This window comes from Streptomyces sp. NPDC002577, assembly GCF_053594815.1.
On the sequence record NZ_JBSFWK010000025.1, the window covers coordinates 34,068 to 48,076 of the forward strand.

At 71.0% G+C, this 14,009-nt stretch carries 13 protein-coding genes and 1 pseudogene; 6 read left to right on the forward strand and 8 right to left on the reverse strand.

Features of this window, described 5'->3' with window-relative positions; all coding sequences use genetic code 11:
- Positions 1-7: 7 nt before the first annotated feature.
- The 3 genes from ACWD4J_RS26900 to rsmI form a co-directional block, all read right to left on the reverse strand.
- The gene (locus tag ACWD4J_RS26900; RefSeq protein ID WP_451397997.1) at positions 8-886 is read right to left on the reverse strand and encodes a TatD family hydrolase; all 879 of its coding nucleotides are present in this window, start codon (positions 884-886) and stop codon (positions 8-10) included.
- A gap of 137 nt (positions 887-1,023) precedes the next feature.
- Positions 1,024-1,440 (reverse strand): hypothetical protein, encoded by a 417-nt coding sequence (locus ACWD4J_RS26905; RefSeq protein WP_451397998.1) that lies wholly within the window; start codon positions 1,438-1,440, stop codon positions 1,024-1,026.
- Positions 1,441-1,748: 308 nt separating this feature from the next.
- The gene (rsmI, locus tag ACWD4J_RS26910) at positions 1,749-2,630 is read right to left on the reverse strand and encodes a 16S rRNA (cytidine(1402)-2'-O)-methyltransferase (RefSeq protein WP_451397999.1); all 882 of its coding nucleotides are present in this window, start codon (positions 2,628-2,630) and stop codon (positions 1,749-1,751) included.
- A 116-nt stretch (positions 2,631-2,746) separates the two neighbouring features.
- On the opposite strand from rsmI, the gene ACWD4J_RS26915 reads away from it, so the two are divergent.
- Positions 2,747-4,489, forward strand: coding sequence for a dolichyl-phosphate-mannose--protein mannosyltransferase (locus ACWD4J_RS26915; RefSeq protein ID WP_451398000.1), 1,743 nt, complete (start codon positions 2,747-2,749; stop codon positions 4,487-4,489).
- A 66-nt stretch (positions 4,490-4,555) separates the two neighbouring features.
- Here ACWD4J_RS26915 and ACWD4J_RS26920 read toward each other — a convergent pair whose 3' ends face one another.
- On the reverse strand, positions 4,556-4,732 hold the full coding sequence (locus tag ACWD4J_RS26920; protein ID WP_451398001.1) for a hypothetical protein: 177 nt from the start codon (positions 4,730-4,732) through the stop codon (positions 4,556-4,558).
- A gap of 211 nt (positions 4,733-4,943) precedes the next feature.
- Between ACWD4J_RS26920 and ACWD4J_RS26925 the strand changes: the two genes are divergently transcribed.
- The 5 genes and pseudogenes from ACWD4J_RS26925 (at position 4,944) to ACWD4J_RS26945 (ending at position 10,689) form a co-directional block, all read left to right on the forward strand.
- On the forward strand, positions 4,944-6,578 hold the full coding sequence (locus ACWD4J_RS26925) for a penicillin-binding transpeptidase domain-containing protein (RefSeq protein ID WP_451398002.1): 1,635 nt from the start codon (positions 4,944-4,946) through the stop codon (positions 6,576-6,578).
- A gap of 318 nt (positions 6,579-6,896) precedes the next feature.
- A pseudogene (locus tag ACWD4J_RS26930) lies at positions 6,897-7,205 on the forward strand (IS200/IS605 family accessory protein TnpB-related protein); the annotation flags it as partial.
- A 350-nt stretch (positions 7,206-7,555) separates the two neighbouring features.
- On the forward strand, positions 7,556-9,220 hold the full coding sequence (locus ACWD4J_RS26935) for a penicillin-binding transpeptidase domain-containing protein (RefSeq protein ID WP_451398003.1): 1,665 nt from the start codon (positions 7,556-7,558) through the stop codon (positions 9,218-9,220).
- Between the two features lie 114 nt (positions 9,221-9,334).
- Positions 9,335-9,847 (forward strand): YbaK/EbsC family protein, encoded by a 513-nt coding sequence (locus tag ACWD4J_RS26940; protein WP_451398004.1) that lies wholly within the window; start codon positions 9,335-9,337, stop codon positions 9,845-9,847.
- Positions 9,844-10,689, forward strand: a complete 846-nt coding sequence (locus tag ACWD4J_RS26945; protein WP_451398005.1) for a DMT family transporter — start codon at positions 9,844-9,846, stop codon at positions 10,687-10,689. The genes ACWD4J_RS26940 and ACWD4J_RS26945 overlap by 4 nt, the downstream gene beginning before the upstream one ends.
- Before the next feature lie 37 nt (positions 10,690-10,726).
- Here ACWD4J_RS26945 and ACWD4J_RS26950 read toward each other — a convergent pair whose 3' ends face one another.
- From ACWD4J_RS26950 to ACWD4J_RS26965, 4 genes are all read right to left on the reverse strand, one after another.
- Entirely contained in the window at positions 10,727-11,173 is a 447-nt protein-coding gene (locus tag ACWD4J_RS26950; RefSeq protein ID WP_451398006.1) for an organic hydroperoxide resistance protein, read from the reverse strand.
- A gap of 108 nt (positions 11,174-11,281) precedes the next feature.
- A complete protein-coding gene (locus tag ACWD4J_RS26955; protein WP_451398007.1) occupies positions 11,282-12,055 on the reverse strand; it encodes an energy-coupling factor ABC transporter ATP-binding protein in 774 nt (257 codons plus the stop codon).
- The gene (gene cbiQ, locus ACWD4J_RS26960; RefSeq protein WP_451398008.1) at positions 12,043-12,804 is read right to left on the reverse strand and encodes a cobalt ECF transporter T component CbiQ; all 762 of its coding nucleotides are present in this window, start codon (positions 12,802-12,804) and stop codon (positions 12,043-12,045) included. Before cbiQ ends, ACWD4J_RS26955 begins: the two co-directional genes overlap by 13 nt.
- Position 12,805: 1 nt before the next feature.
- Positions 12,806-13,861 (reverse strand): energy-coupling factor ABC transporter permease, encoded by a 1,056-nt coding sequence (locus tag ACWD4J_RS26965; protein ID WP_451398009.1) that lies wholly within the window; start codon positions 13,859-13,861, stop codon positions 12,806-12,808.
- Positions 13,862-14,009: the final 148 nt, after the last annotated feature.

Here is a 14,009-nt window from a genome sequence, read left to right on the forward strand (position 1 = left end):
CCGCCCGTCAGTAGCCGAACACGCGGGCAGTATTGGCGGATACGGCGGTCGCCAGGGCATCCTCGGAGACGCCCTTCACATCCGCCATGGCACGCAGAGTGACCGGAATCAGATACGGCGCATTGGGCCGTCCGCGGTACGGGGCGGGGGTCAAATAGGGGGCGTCCGTCTCGACGAGCACCAGCTCCGTCGGGGCGACGGCGAGAGCGTCGCGGAGAGGCTGGGCGTTCTTGAAGGTGACGTTGCCGGCGAACGACATGAAGTAGCCGTTCTCGGCGCAGATCCGGGCCATGTCCGCGTCGCCGGAGTAGCAGTGGAAGACCGTGCGCTCGGGCGCGCCCTCCTCCTTGAGGATCCGCAGCACGTCGTCGTGGGCGTCGCGGTCGTGGATGACGAGGGCCTTGCCGTGCCGCTTGGCCATCTCGATGTGGGCGCGGAAGGACTTCTCCTGCGCGTGCTTGCCCTCGGGCCCGGTGCGGAAGTAGTCGAGGCCGGTCTCGCCGACGCCCCTGACCTGGGGCAGCGCGGCGAGCCTGTCGATCTCGGCGAGCGCGTCGTCGAGGGCCGCGTCGCCGCCCGCCTGCCGGGCGCCCTGCCTGGACCAGCCGTCGGGGTCGCCGTGGACGATGCGCGGCGCCTCGTTGGGGTGCAGGGCCACGGTCGCCCACACGTTCTCGTACGTGGCCGCCGTCTCGGCCGCCCACCGCGAGCCGCGGATGTCGCAGCCGACCTGGACGACGGTGGTCACGCCCACGGACGCGGCCTTGGCAAGGCCCTCCTCGACCGTGCCGGACTGCATGTCGAGATGCGTGTGCGAGTCCGCGACGGGCACCCGGAGCGGCTCCGGGAGCGGTGGAGCGGCGTCTGCGGCGGCTTTCGAAGGCATGTCCCCGATCCTACGAAGGGGGCCGCTGGTCCTGCGAAGAGGGCCGCTGGTCCTGCGAAGAAGGCCGCGAGTCCTGCGAGGAGGGCCGCGAAGCCCTCACGCCGCCTCGGCCGCTCCCGCGTCTCGCCGGCGGCCGGTCACCCGGCCTTGCGGTGGAACGCATGCAGCAGGTCGGAGAGGTGCCAGTGGTGCTCCTTGGAGGCACCCTCGACGCCCGGCTCCCCGGCGGCGGCCTCCTTCTGCCCCGCCTGCGCCGGCTGCTGCGGGACGTGGTGCCGGCGCATCGAGTCCAGCACCGAGGACACCTGCCCCGGTCGCATGATCCGCACCACGTGTCCGTCGCAGTTCAGGCAGGTGGGCCTGGTCAGCGGTGACGGGACACGCTCTCCGTCCACGGTGTACATCGGGAACTCGGTGCCGTCGGCGTCGAAGTGGTGCTCTATGACGTACGACTGCTCCCAGCCGTGTCCGCAGCGCATGCATGCGAACGAGTACGACTCGTGGACGACGGGGGTCGCCGAGGTGTGGTGGCCGGTTCCAGCGCTCTCACTCATGCCAGCTCCTCTGGTCCGCTGGACAGCAAATGACCTGGACAGCGATGTCCGAGGTCGTCTTCATCCAGTGGACACCCGCCGAGCCGGGAAGGCATCGCCCCTTTACTGGATGCTGGACGAAGTTTTCGCTTTCGGCTGGGCTGCCCGGCTTCGAACACCTATGTTCTCGATTACAGAGAGTGAAACCAGCAGGCGTGGAGGAGCTCAGCTGCGGCTTTCCCCTCGGGCTTCGTCACAGTCGGTGGCGGCGGCGAGCCGTGATCAAGGCCTGTAGAGGGTTCTGCAGGCCGTCACGGTTCTTTGCTCACCTATGCACTGGCAGAGCCGAGTTGTGAGCTCTTCTTTGCCGCGACCACAGCATCGAAGACCTCGCGTTTGGGGAGCCCCGCCTCGGCCGCGACGGCGGCGATGGCCTCCTTGCGCCGCTCCCCCGCCTCCTCGCGCACCCGCACCCTGCGCACCAGCTCGTCGGCGTCGAGCTCTTCGGCGCCCTTCTCGGGCGCGCCCTCGACGACGACGGTGATCTCACCGCGGACGCCCTCGGCCGCCCACGCGGCGAGCTCGCCCAGCGGGCCGCGCCTGACCTCCTCGTACGTCTTGGTGAGCTCCCGGCACACGGCGGCGCGGCGGTCCGCGCCGAACGCCTCGGCCATGGCGGCGAGGGTGTCGTCGAGCCGGTGCGGCGCCTCGAAGTAGACGAGGGTCCTGCGCTCGTCGGCGACCTCCTTGAGCCGCGAGAGCCGCTCGCCGGCCTTGCGCGGCAGGAAGCCCTCGAAGCAGAACCGGTCGACGGGCAGCCCGGACAGCGCGAGCGCCGTGAGCACGGCGGACGGGCCCGGCACCGCGGTGACCCGGATGTCCTTCTCGACGGCGGCCGCGACCAGCCGGTACCCGGGGTCGGACACCGACGGCATCCCCGCGTCGGTCACCAGCAGCACCCGCGCCCCGCCCACCAGGGCCTCGACGAGCTCGGGAGTACGCGCGGTCTCGTTGCCCTCGAAGTACGACACGATCCGCCCGGCCGGCTGCACACCGAGCGCCTGGGTGAGCCGCCGCAGCCGCCGGGTGTCCTCGGCCGCGACGACGTCCGCGGAGGCCAGCTCCTCGGCGAGGCGGGGCGGCGCGTCGGCCACGTCCCCGATGGGGGTGCCGGCGAGTACGAGGGTGCCGTGGGGGCTGGTCTCTGTCACCGTTCCATCCTCGCAGGGGCGGACCGGGCCCGGCCGGTCAGGCCGGATACCGATCGGTCCGGCCGGATCAGGCCCGTCCACGGGTATCGCACAGGACGGTTCCCTACGATGGCGCGGTGACCAGTACCGCGTCCTCCACGGACACCCGGCAGGGCCAGGCCACCGAACCGCGACCGCCGTCGTGGCAGCTGCGGCTGCGCCGATTCGGCCACGTACCGCGGACCACGACCGACGTCCGCGACCGGCTGGTGCCTCCCTACACACGGCCCGGCACCCGGCTGTGGGCGGCGTTCGGGGTCCCGAAGGACCTCGCGGACCTGCTGGTGCGCTGGTCGGGGTGGCTGGGGCCGCTGCTCGTCACGCTCGTCGCGGGCCTGATGCGGTTCTGGAACCTCGGCAGCCCGAAGGCCGTGATATTCGACGAGACGTACTACGCCAAGGACGCGTGGGCGCTGATCCACCGCGGGTTCGAGGTCAACTGGCCCAAGGAGGCCAACGACCAGATCCTGCAGCAGGGCGATGCCGTCACCCTGCCGTCGGACGCGGCCTATGTCGTGCATCCGCCGGTCGGGAAGTACGTCATCGGGGTCGGCGAGTGGCTGTTCGGGTTCAACCCGTTCGGCTGGCGGTTCATGACAGCCCTGCTCGGCACGCTGTCCGTGCTGCTGCTGTGCCGGATCGGGCGGCGGCTGTTCCGCTCCACGTTCCTCGGATGCCTCGCGGGCGCCCTGATGGCCGTGGACGGGCTGCACTTCGTGATGAGCCGCACCGCGCTGCTCGACCAGGTGCTGATGTTCTTCGTGCTGGCGGCGTTCGGCTGCCTCGTCGTGGACCGGGACAAGGCGCGCGAGAGACTCGCGGCCGCGCTCCCGGTCGACGCCGACGGCCGGGTCCGCCCGGACGCGGACACCGGCGACAACACCCGCCTGGGCTGGCGGCCGTGGCGCTGGGCGGCGGGCCTGATGCTGGGCCTGGCCATCGGCACGAAGTGGAACGGCCTGTACATCCTCGCGGCGTTCTGCGTGATGGCCGTGGTGTGGGACGTCGGCTCCCGCAAGGTCGCCGGCGCCCGCCACCCGTACCTCGCCGTCCTCAAGTACGACCTGGGCATCGCCTTCCTGGCCACCGTGCCGGTCGCGATCGCCACGTACGTCGTGTCCTGGACCGGCTGGATCCTCTCGCCCACCGACGGCACCGGCGGCTACTACCGGAACTGGGCCGCGACCGACGGCAGGAACAGCAGCTGGTCCTGGCTGTTCCCGGACTGGTGGCGCAGCCTGTGGCACTACGAGCACGAGGTGTACGAGTTCCACACCCACCTGACCTCGCCGCACACGTACCAGTCGAACCCGTGGAGCTGGATCGTCCTCGGCCGCCCCGTCTCGTACTTCTACGAGGACCCGGCGGCCGGCCAGGACGGCTGCCCCGCCGGCACGGCCGGGAAGTGCGCCCGCGAGGTCCTGGCGCTCGGCACCCCGCTCCTGTGGTGGGCTGCCTGCCTCGCGATCCTCTACGTGCTGTGGCGCTGGTTCTTCCGGCGCGACTGGCGCGCGGGCGCGATCGCGTGCGGCGTCGCCGCCGGCTATCTGCCGTGGTTCATGTACCAGGAACGGACGATCTTCCTCTTCTACGCCGTCGTCTTCGTGCCGTTCCTGTGCCTGGCCGTGGCGATGATGATCGGGGCGATTCTCGGACCGCCGGGATCATCGGAGCGACGGCGGGTCGTGGGCGCCACGGCGTCCGGTGTGCTGGTCCTGCTCATCGCCTGGAATTTCATCTATTTCTGGCCGATCTATACCGGGCAGGCGATTCCGCTGGATTCCTGGCGGTCGCGGATGTGGCTGGACACCTGGATCTAGCCGCCATCTGTGCTGCGGCGGTGCCTCCGGGCCTCCTCCGCAGCGCGGGGCGTCGGTCGAGCCGGCTCAGAACAGGGAGCCGACCAGGCCGACGACCCACATGCCGTACGTCTTCAAGCGGTGGGACGTACGGCAGTACAGCCGCGGCTTTCGGCGCCCGCCCTGATTGATCAGCGTCTCGCACCACCGGCACGGCAACTCGCCGTAGTACCTGCCGTCATCCCCCAGACGCGCTTTGGTCATGGGCATGACCTTAGCGGCGGTCTCGCCGACCACCGCGCCGGTTCTCGACGATCGGCGCCACACTGTCGTGAACCGAGGGTGGATCTCCATTCGGACAACATCCGTCAACTCACGACCCGTTCATCACCCATGCGTTTACAGTGCTGTCTCGGGATCGCCCTTGTGAACGTCTTCGCGACGGCCACCGGGGCATGGGGAGGGGGAGCGCACCATGCGCAAGGGGGCGAAGACTGCCCTGGTCGGCGGGGTGCTCGCCGTGATGGTCGGGGGCGCGGGGTACGGCGCGTACAACCTGGTGACCGCGGTCACCGGCGGCAACACGTCCGCGGACGGGGGCGCGGTGAAGACCGGGCCGCTCACCAGCGACGAGATCCGCGACACCACGCGGAAGTTCTTCGCGGCGTGGGAGAAGGGCGATGCGGCGGGTGCCGCGGACCTCACGAACAACGCGGTGGCCGCGCAGACACTGCTCGCGGGCTACCGCGACGACGCGCACATCACCGGGGTGAAGGTGACGCCGGGCACGGCGAACGGCGCGAGCGTGCCGTTCTCCGTCAAAGCCACGGTCTCGTACGAGGGCAAGTCGAAGCCCTTGTCGTACAAGACCGGACTGACCGTCGTCCGCGGCCTCACCACGGGGCAGCCCCTCGTCGACTGGCAGCCGTCCGTCGTGCACCCGGACCTGGAGAAGGGCGACACGCTCGTCACGGGCGAGGCGTCGGCGCCGCCGATCGAGGCGGTGGACCGTGACGGCGCCGTGCTGAGTGAGAAGAAGTACCCCTCGCTGGGGCCGATCCTGGAGCAGCTGCGCAAGCGGTACGGCGGCGATGCGGGCGGCACTCCCGACATCGAGCTGTTCGTGCGGCACCAGAACGCCGACGTACCGGACGAGACGCTGCTGACGCTCGACAAGGGCACGCCCGGCAAGCTGCAGACCACGCTCAGCGCGAGCGTCCAGGCCGCGGCCGAGACGGCCGTGAAGAAGTTCGCCAAGTCGTCGGTGGTCGCCGTGAAGCCGAGCACCGGCGAGGTGCTGGCGGTGGCGAACCACGGATGGGGCGAGTTCAACGCGGCGTTCCAGGGGGAGCTCGCGCCCGGCTCCACGATGAAGATCATCACCGCGGCGATGCTGATCGACAACGGCGTCACCTCGATGAACGGCTCGGCGCCCTGCACCGAAAGCGCGGTGTGGCAGAGCCAGACCTTCCACAACCTCAAGGGTCTGGCGCCGAACGACAACGCCACACTCGCGGACAGCTTCGCGCGCTCATGCAACACCGCCTTCGTGAAGCTCGTCGACGAGGAGCCGCTCACGGACGAGTCGCTGACCCACGAGGCCCAGGACCGGTTCGGGCTCGGGCAGGACAACTGGAAGACCGGGATCGCGTCGTTCGACGGCTCGGTGCCACCCTCCGGGGGCCCCGACCGTGCGGCCAACGCGATCGGCCAGGGCCAGGTCCAGATGAGCCCGCTGAACATGGCGTCGGTCACGGCGACGGTCAAGACGGGCGCCTTCCGGCAGCCGGTGATCGTCCCGCAGAAACTCGACGACCGTGAGCTCGCCACCGCCCGGGGCCTTGAGCCGAACACCGCCGCGCAGCTGCGGCAGATGATGCATCTCACCGCCACGAGCGCCACCGGCACCGCCACGCAGGTGATGGCCGGGCTCGGCAGCGACATCGGCGCGAAGACCGGCTCCGCGGAGGTCGACAGCCAGGCCAAGTCCAACAGCTGGTTCACCGGGTACCGGGGCGACATCGCCGCGGCTGCCATGACCGAGGAGGGCGGGCACGGCGGCGACGCGGCCGGCCCGATCGTGAAGGGCGTACTGCTGGCGGGCGGCTGAGGCCGGGGCCTGGCCGGGGCCTGGCCGGGGCCTGAGGGCCGCCCCTTGCTTCCCCCCTTCTCTTGCCCACCTTTCGGGCGGGAGTAGGGGGTTGGGAACTGCTGCCGGTGTGCTGAGCAGTAGTGAGTCTTGGTGAGTAAGAGTGAGCACCGGGCGGGCTTGGGGTTGGTCGTCTGGCCATGCGCTGGAGGCCCGCTTCCGCGGTGCGTGTCCTGAGGCCCCTGGAGGCGAACAGAGTTTCGTTGATCGAATAGGTGACCTTTGCGGGCGGTGGTCGTTGAGTGCGGTGACGGGATCGTCGGGCCGGGGGATGAGGGGGTGGACGGAGTGCGGGAGCTGGCTGCGCCCTTCGTGGTGCCGGGGCCTGCGGGGGTGGCCGTCCGGGACCGGCTGCGCGTGACGGACCGGGACGTGGCCGTGCTGGATGAGGTCGGCGCGTTCCTCGGCTCTCTGGCCGCCGGTGATCTCGCCGACCGCTGCCGCCAGGGTCCGGAGCACGACGCCGCGGCGTGGGCGGTGCGCAAGCGGGAGCTGACGGGCCGGTCGTCATCGCGATGGGCGGGCAGTATCACCAAGGCCACCCATGACCAGTGGGCGCTGGCCCGGCGCGCACAGGCCGCGCATATCCCGCGAGCATCGCGATCGGGCGACGCGCCCTCGGGCACCCGATCCGGCGACGGACGGCACCGCCCCCACCGCACCAGAGCGTGGGGCATCGGACCGCCCAGGCCCGGCCAGGTACCCGACGGCGTGAGGGACCCTGCCCGCCTGCCACGGACCGCGCACTGAGAGTGCCGTCGCCGAGCAGGACGCGAAAGCGGGGAACCAGCCGGGCATCCAACACCGTTCGGGATGCCCGCAGTGACCAGGCATGGGTCCAAGACCCACTCCTGCTCACATAATCGGAACGGTTTGACGGCAGGCTCTAGTGTGGTGCCTCGGTGAGGCGTTTGGGGGACCAGAGCAGCGGAGGACTCGTGGGGAAGAGAAGGCGCGCCGCGCGCAAAAGAACGCACCCCGCCTTGATCGGCGGGGTGGCGGCAGTGGTTGTGGGCGCCGCGGGCTTTGCCGCGTACAGCCTTATGTCCGACGCGCCGAAGGACAAGGAAACCGCCGCCGGCAGCGTCGTGAAGAAGATCAAGACGGGCCCGGTGACGGCCGCCGAGGTCCGGACCGCCGCCGACGGGTTCCTCACCGCATGGCAGTCCGGCGACGCCGCGAAGGCCGCCGCGTACACGGACGACACGACGGCGGCCACGGCCGCGCTGACCGGGTACCACAAGGACGCGCACATCGACGAGGTCACGCTGACCCGCGGCAAGCCGTCCGACGCCACGGTGACGTTCAAGGTCGCCGCCACGGTCACGTACAAGGGCAAGAGCAAGCCCCTCGCCTACGAGTCCGAGCTCACCGTCGCCCGCCGGGCGAAGGACGGCAAGGCGCTGGTCCACTGGCAGCCGTCCGTCGTGCACCCGGATCTGAAGGACGGCGACACGCTGGTCACGGGTGCCGCCGGGGACCCGCCGGTCAATGCGGTGGACCGCAACGGCACCGCGCTCACCGCCGCGAAGTACCCCTCGCTCGGCACCGTCCTGGACGGGCTGCGCGAGAAGTACGGCAAGAAGTCCGGGGGGACGGCCGGGATCGAGCTGCGCATCGTCCGCAAGGAGACCAAGAAGAAGAGCGAGCAGATCCCCGACAAGACGCTGCTGACGCTGTCCGAGGGCACGCCCGGCACGGTGAAGACCACGCTCAGCGCGACTCTGCAGGCCGCGGCCGAGCAGCAGGTGGCCAGCCGGGAGCGGGCGTCCGTGGTGGTCATGAGGCCGTCGACCGGCGAGATCCTCGCCGTCGCCAACTCGAACCCGAACTTCAACACGGCGTTCCAGGGCTCCCTGGCCCCCGGCTCCACGATGAAGATCGTGACGTCGTCGCTGCTGATCGACAAGGGCCTCGCGTCGGCCGACAAGGCGCACCCGTGCCCCAAGTACGTGACGTACGGCGGCTGGAAGTTCCAGAACGACGACAAGTTCGAGATCAAGAACGGCACCTTCAAGGCGAGCTTCGCGCGCTCCTGCAACACGGCCTTCATCAGCCAGGCGAAGGAACTCAAGGACGACGACCTGACCAAGCAGGCCCAGCAGGTCTTCGGGCTGAGCATGGACAACTGGTCCATCGGCGTCCCGTCCTTCGACGGCTCCGTCCCCGTGCAGAGCAACGCGCAGATGGCGGCGTCGCTGATCGGCCAGGGCGGGGTGCGCATGAACCCGCTGAACATGGCGTCGGTCGTCTCGACGGCCAAGACGGGCGTCTTCCACCAGCCGTACCTGGTGTCCCCGGCGGTGGACGGCCGCGCACTGGCCAAGGCGTCCCGGACGATGTCCGCGTCCACCGTGTCCCAGCTCCGCGAACTCCTGACCTACACGGCCGCCTACGGCACCGCCGCCGAGGCCATGTCGGGGCTCGGTCCGGACTACGGCGCCAAGACCGGCTCCGCCGAGGTCGACGGCCAGAAGGAGCCGAACGGGTGGTTCACCGCCTGGCGCGGCGACCTGGCCGCCGCGGCGGTGGTGCAGCAGGGCGGCCACGGCGGCGACTCGGCGGGACCGGTGGTGGCGGCGCTGCTGCGGGCGGGCGGCTGAAGCGAACGGGCGTCGGTACGGGCGGGGAACGGGCGCTCGTGCCGGCGGGGAACTGACGTCCAGCCGCCGGAACTCGTTAGCGTGCCCCATACACGCACCGCTAGCGTGCCGCTCATGACCGCTTCCGACGCAGCCGCCGAGACCTCCGCCGCCCATCCCCGTTTCGCCGAGGCCGTTCAGGAGCTCGGTCTCGCCGAGCTCCTGCCGCGGATCCGTCGTTTCCCCGAGGCGACCCGGACCGCCGCCGAGGCCGCCGCCGCGATCGGCTGCGAGCTCAGCCAGATCTGCAAGTCGCTGATCTTCGCCGCGGACGGCGTCCCGGTCCTGGTCCTCATGGACGGCGCGTCCCGCGTCGACGTGGAGCTGGTGCGGCGCGAGCTGGGCGCGGAGAAGGTCGGCCGCGCCAAGGCGGACGTGGTGCGCGAGACCACCGGGTACGCGATCGGCGGCGTACCGCCCTTCGGGCACCGCACGAAGACCCGCGTGCTCGCCGACCGCTCCCTGCTCGACCACGACGTGGTGTGGGCCGCCGCGGGCAACCCGCACGCGGTCTTCCCGATGGACCCCAAGTCGCTGATCGCCCACGCGGGCGGCACCCTGGTGGACGTCCGCGAGCGGCTCGCGTGACGCCGGTGGTCGCGGCCGCCGTCCTGCTGGCGGCCGTCACCCACGCGAGCTGGAACGCCATCGCCCACCGCATCACGGACAAACTGGTCGGCTTCACGCTGATCTCGGGCGGCGGCTCCCTCATCGGCTTGGCCGCCATGCCCTTCGTCCCCGTGCCGGAGGCCGGCGCCTGGCCGTATCTGATGGCCTCGGTCGTGCTGCACGTCGTGTACTACGCCCTGCTCATGCGCTCCTTCAAGCTGGGCGACTTCGGCCAGGCGTACCCGATCGCGCGCGGTTCGGCGCCCCTCGTGGTGACCGTGCTGGCCGCGGTCTTCGCCAAGGAGACGCCGGGCGCCTGGCAGGCGGCGGGCATCGCCCTGTCCTGCGCCGGACTGACCGGCGTCGCGCTCTGGGGACTGCGCGGCCGCCGCCCCGAGTGGCCGGCGATCGGGGCGGCGCTCGCGACGGGCCTGTCCATCGCCGCGTACACCGTCGTGGACGGCCTGGGCGTACGCGCCTCCGGCTCGTCGCTCGGCTACATCGCCTGGCTGATGGCCCTGGAGGGCCTGCTCGTCCCGCTGTACGCCGCCCGGCGGTGGCGCGGTGAACTCGTCTCGCTGCTGCGTCCGTTCGCGACGCTCGGCCTGCTCGGCGCGGCGCTCTCCGTCCTGGCGTACGGCCTGGTGCTGTGGGCCCAGACGCGGGCCGAGCTCGCGCCGATCGCGGCGCTGAGGGAGTCCAGCATCATCGTGGGCGCGGCGATCGGCGCCCTGTTCTTCAAGGAGAGATTCGGGGCGCCGAGGCTCGCGGCTGCGGGGTTGATGGTGGCCGGGATCGGCCTGATGCTGCACGCGGGCTGACCGGCGGGCGCGAACCCGTCCGTACGGCCCCCGCCTGCTAGCTGAGCAGGATCGACACGTCGATGTTCCCGCGGGTCGCGTTGGAGTACGGGCACACCTCGTGCGCCTCGTCCACGAGCTGGGCCGCGAGCTCCTGGTCGAGGAGGGGCAGCGAGACGTTGAGGGCGACGGCGAGGCCGTATCCGCGCTGGGCGTTGGGGCCGAGGCCGACCTTCGCGGCGACCGTGGAGCCGGTCAGGTCGTAGCCGGCGCGGCGTCCCACGAGCACGAGGGCGCTGTGGAAGCACGCGCTGTACCCGGCGGCGAAGAGCTGTTCCGGGTTGGTGCCCTGTCCGTCACCGCCGAGCGCGGGCGGCATCGCGACCCTGAGGTCCAGCTGCCCGTCGTGGCTGGTGACGTAGCCGTCGCGGCCGCCGTGCGCGGTGGCCTCGGCCAGGTACACGATCTTCGCCGGACGAGTGTCGGCAACGGCACCGTCGGTCATGGTTCCAACTCCCCGGTGGCAGGCGCAAGAAGAGTGCACAAGTGCATCGCGCTCAATGTATCTGCGCAGTACAGCGGGAAGTTACCCGGGGGTAGCTTTTTCGGTGGCTCAGGCCGTGGGGGCGCTCACCGACCGCGGATCGAACCCGAACGGCAGCTCCAGCCGGTGCGCGCGCATCAGCTCGTCGTCCGCCAGCAGCTCACCGGTCGGCCCGTCCGCGGTGATCGCGCCCTCGCTGAGGATCACCGAGCGCGGGCAGAGCTCCAGGGCGTACGGCAGGTCGTGCGTGACCATGAGGACGGTGACGTCCAAGGAGCGCAGGATGTCGGCGAGTTCGCGTCGCGACGCCGGGTCGAGGTTCGACGACGGCTCGTCGAGGACGAGGATCTCGGGCTCCATCGCCAGGACCGTCGCGACGGCGACGCGGCGGCGCTGCCCGAAGGAGAGGTGGTGCGGCGGCCGTTCGGCGAACTCCGCCATACCGACCCGCTCCAGCGCCCCGTGCACCCGGGCCTCGAGCTCGGGCCCCTTCACGCCGGCCGCGGCGGGCCCGAAGGCCACGTCCTCGCGCACCGTCGGCATGAACAGCTGGTCGTCCGGGTCCTGGAAGACGATGCCGACCCGGCGCCTGATCTCCGCCATGTGCTGCTTGCCGACGGGAAGCCCCGCGACCTTCACGGCCCCGGCGCCGCCGGTGAGGATGCCGTTGAGGTGCAGCACGAGCGTCGTCTTGCCGGCGCCGTTCGGCCCGAGCAGTGCGACGCGCTCGCCGCGCTCGATGCGCAGATCGACCCCGAAGAGGGCCTGGTGCCCGTCCGGGTAGGCGAAGGCGAGCCCGGATACGTCCAGCGAGGGGGGCGGTGTCGAGGTCACAGGGTCCATCCAAGAAGGCATACGACAAGGGCGGCGAACGGGAGGGCCAGTGCGTACGACCACTGGGCCCGGGACGCGGTCACCACGTCGATGACCGGCATCGTTCCGGCGTAGCCGCGGCTGAGCATCGCCAGGTGCACCCGCTCCCCCCTCTCGTACGAGCGGATGAAGAGGGCTCCCGCGGACTTGGCGAGGACGCCCCAGTGGCGGATGCCGCGGGCCTCGAAGCCGCGCGACTCCCGGGCGATCTTCATACGGCGCATCTCGTCCGTGATCACGTCTCCGTAGCGGATCATGAAGGATGCGATCTGGACGAGCAGCGGCGGCAGCTTGAGGCGCTGCAGGCCGAGCAGCAGCTCACGCAGTTCGGTGGTGGCGGCGAGCAGGACGGAGGCGGCGACGCCGAGGGTGCCCTTGGCGAGTACGTTCCAGGCGCCCCACAGGCCGTTGACACTGAGGGAGAGGCCGAGGACGTCGACGCGCTCGCCCTGCGCGACGAACGGCATCAGCACCGCGAAGGCCACGAACGGGATCTCGATCAGCAGCCGCTTGAGCAGGAACCCGGCCGGGACGCGGGCCGCGTACGCGACCCCTCCCAGCAGCACTGCGTACAGCCCGAAGGCCCACATCGCCTCGCGCGGCGTCGAGACGACGACCACGACGAAGGCGAAGACGGCCGCGAGCTTGGTGTGCGGGGGAAGCCGGTGCACGGGCGAGTGCCCGCGCCGGTAGAGCCGGTGCGCGTGTCCAGCACCCATGTCAGACGGTCTCCTGCTGCGGTACGGCGGTGGGGCCGGTGTCAGCGGTACGGCGGCGGCGGACCAGCCAGAAGACGCCGCTGCCCGCGACGACCGTGACGCCGACGCCGATCACGCCCGCGAGGCCGCCGGAGAGCCGGGCGTCGCCGACGTCCTTGACGCCGTAGTTGGCAAGCGGCGAGTCGGAGCTGGCGTGCTGGGTGGTCCGCTTGTCGATGCCCTGGTCCTGGGCGACCTTCTCCAGGCCGTCGGGGCTCGCGGAGGCGTAGAAGCTGACGAAGCCCGCGAGGACGAGTGAGGCGACCAGGCCGGTGATCCAGACCTTGCGGGTGGACCGGGCGGCGACCGGCCGGGGCCCCGTGGCGGGCGCGTCGACCAGCTCGCCGTTCACGCGGAGCTTGAGCGGCGTGGTCAGCCCGCGGGCGCCGTACACGAGGTCGGGGCGGACGGCGACGACGGCGCCGACCGTGAGCGCGGTGATCGCGGCCTCGCCGATGCCGATGAGGATGTGCACGCCGACCATGGCCGTGGCGACCTTGCCGATCGACACGTCGGTCGTGCCACCCACGGCGTAGATCAGCGTGAACGCGACGGCGGCGGCCGGCACGGAGAGCAGCGCGGCGACGAAGGAGGCGACGGTGATGGACCGGCGCGTGCGCGGCAGGACCTTCACGAGGCCGCGGAAGACGGCGTAGGCGACGACGGTGGTGACGATCGCCATGTCCGTGATGTTCACGCCGAGGGCGGTGAGGCCGCCGTCCGCGAAGAGGACGCCCTGCATCAGCAGGACGACCGACACACACAGGACTCCGGTGTAGGGGCCGACGAGTATCGCCGCGAGCGCACCGCCGAGCAGATGGCCGCTGGTGCCCGCCGCGACCGGGAAGTTCAGCATCTGCACCGCGAAGATGAAGGCGGCGACGAGCCCGGCGAGCGGCGCGGTCCGCTCGTCCAGTTCCCGCCGGGCGCCCTTGAGGCTGACCGCCACGGCCCCCGCGGCGAGCACGCCGGTGGCAGCCGAGACGGGGGCGTTGATGAATCCGTCAGGGACATGCATGGGTGGGCTCGCTCTCCTGCTGCGGCGTCTGCGGGTCCGTCGGTCCGTTCGGTTCGGCATGCGCCGGAACGCATGGCGAACCGTTCGATCATAGAGCCTTGTTGCGAATAGCTTGCAAGAGCGTCTCAGCACGAATAGCCGAGGGGCA

What these genes read in the sequence shown, in the direction of transcription:
- ACWD4J_RS26950 (WP_451398006.1), bottom strand. Translation starts at nt 11,173, where the DNA reads ATGACCGACGGTGCCGTTGCCGACACTCGTCCGGCGAAGATCGTGTAC.
- ACWD4J_RS26900 (WP_451397997.1), bottom strand. Translation starts at nt 886, where the DNA reads ATGCCTTCGAAAGCCGCCGCAGACGCCGCTCCACCGCTCCCGGAGCCG.
- ACWD4J_RS26925 (WP_451398002.1), top strand. Translation starts at nt 4,944, where the DNA reads ATGCGCAAGGGGGCGAAGACTGCCCTGGTCGGCGGGGTGCTCGCCGTG.
- ACWD4J_RS26955 (WP_451398007.1), bottom strand. Translation starts at nt 12,055, where the DNA reads ATGGACCCTGTGACCTCGACACCGCCCCCCTCGCTGGACGTATCCGGG.
- ACWD4J_RS26905 (WP_451397998.1), bottom strand. Translation starts at nt 1,440, where the DNA reads ATGAGTGAGAGCGCTGGAACCGGCCACCACACCTCGGCGACCCCCGTC.
- ACWD4J_RS26965 (WP_451398009.1), bottom strand. Translation starts at nt 13,861, where the DNA reads ATGCATGTCCCTGACGGATTCATCAACGCCCCCGTCTCGGCTGCCACC.
- ACWD4J_RS26920 (WP_451398001.1), bottom strand. Translation starts at nt 4,732, where the DNA reads ATGACCAAAGCGCGTCTGGGGGATGACGGCAGGTACTACGGCGAGTTG.
- cbiQ (WP_451398008.1), bottom strand. Translation starts at nt 12,804, where the DNA reads ATGGGTGCTGGACACGCGCACCGGCTCTACCGGCGCGGGCACTCGCCC.
- ACWD4J_RS26940 (WP_451398004.1), top strand. Translation starts at nt 9,335, where the DNA reads ATGACCGCTTCCGACGCAGCCGCCGAGACCTCCGCCGCCCATCCCCGT.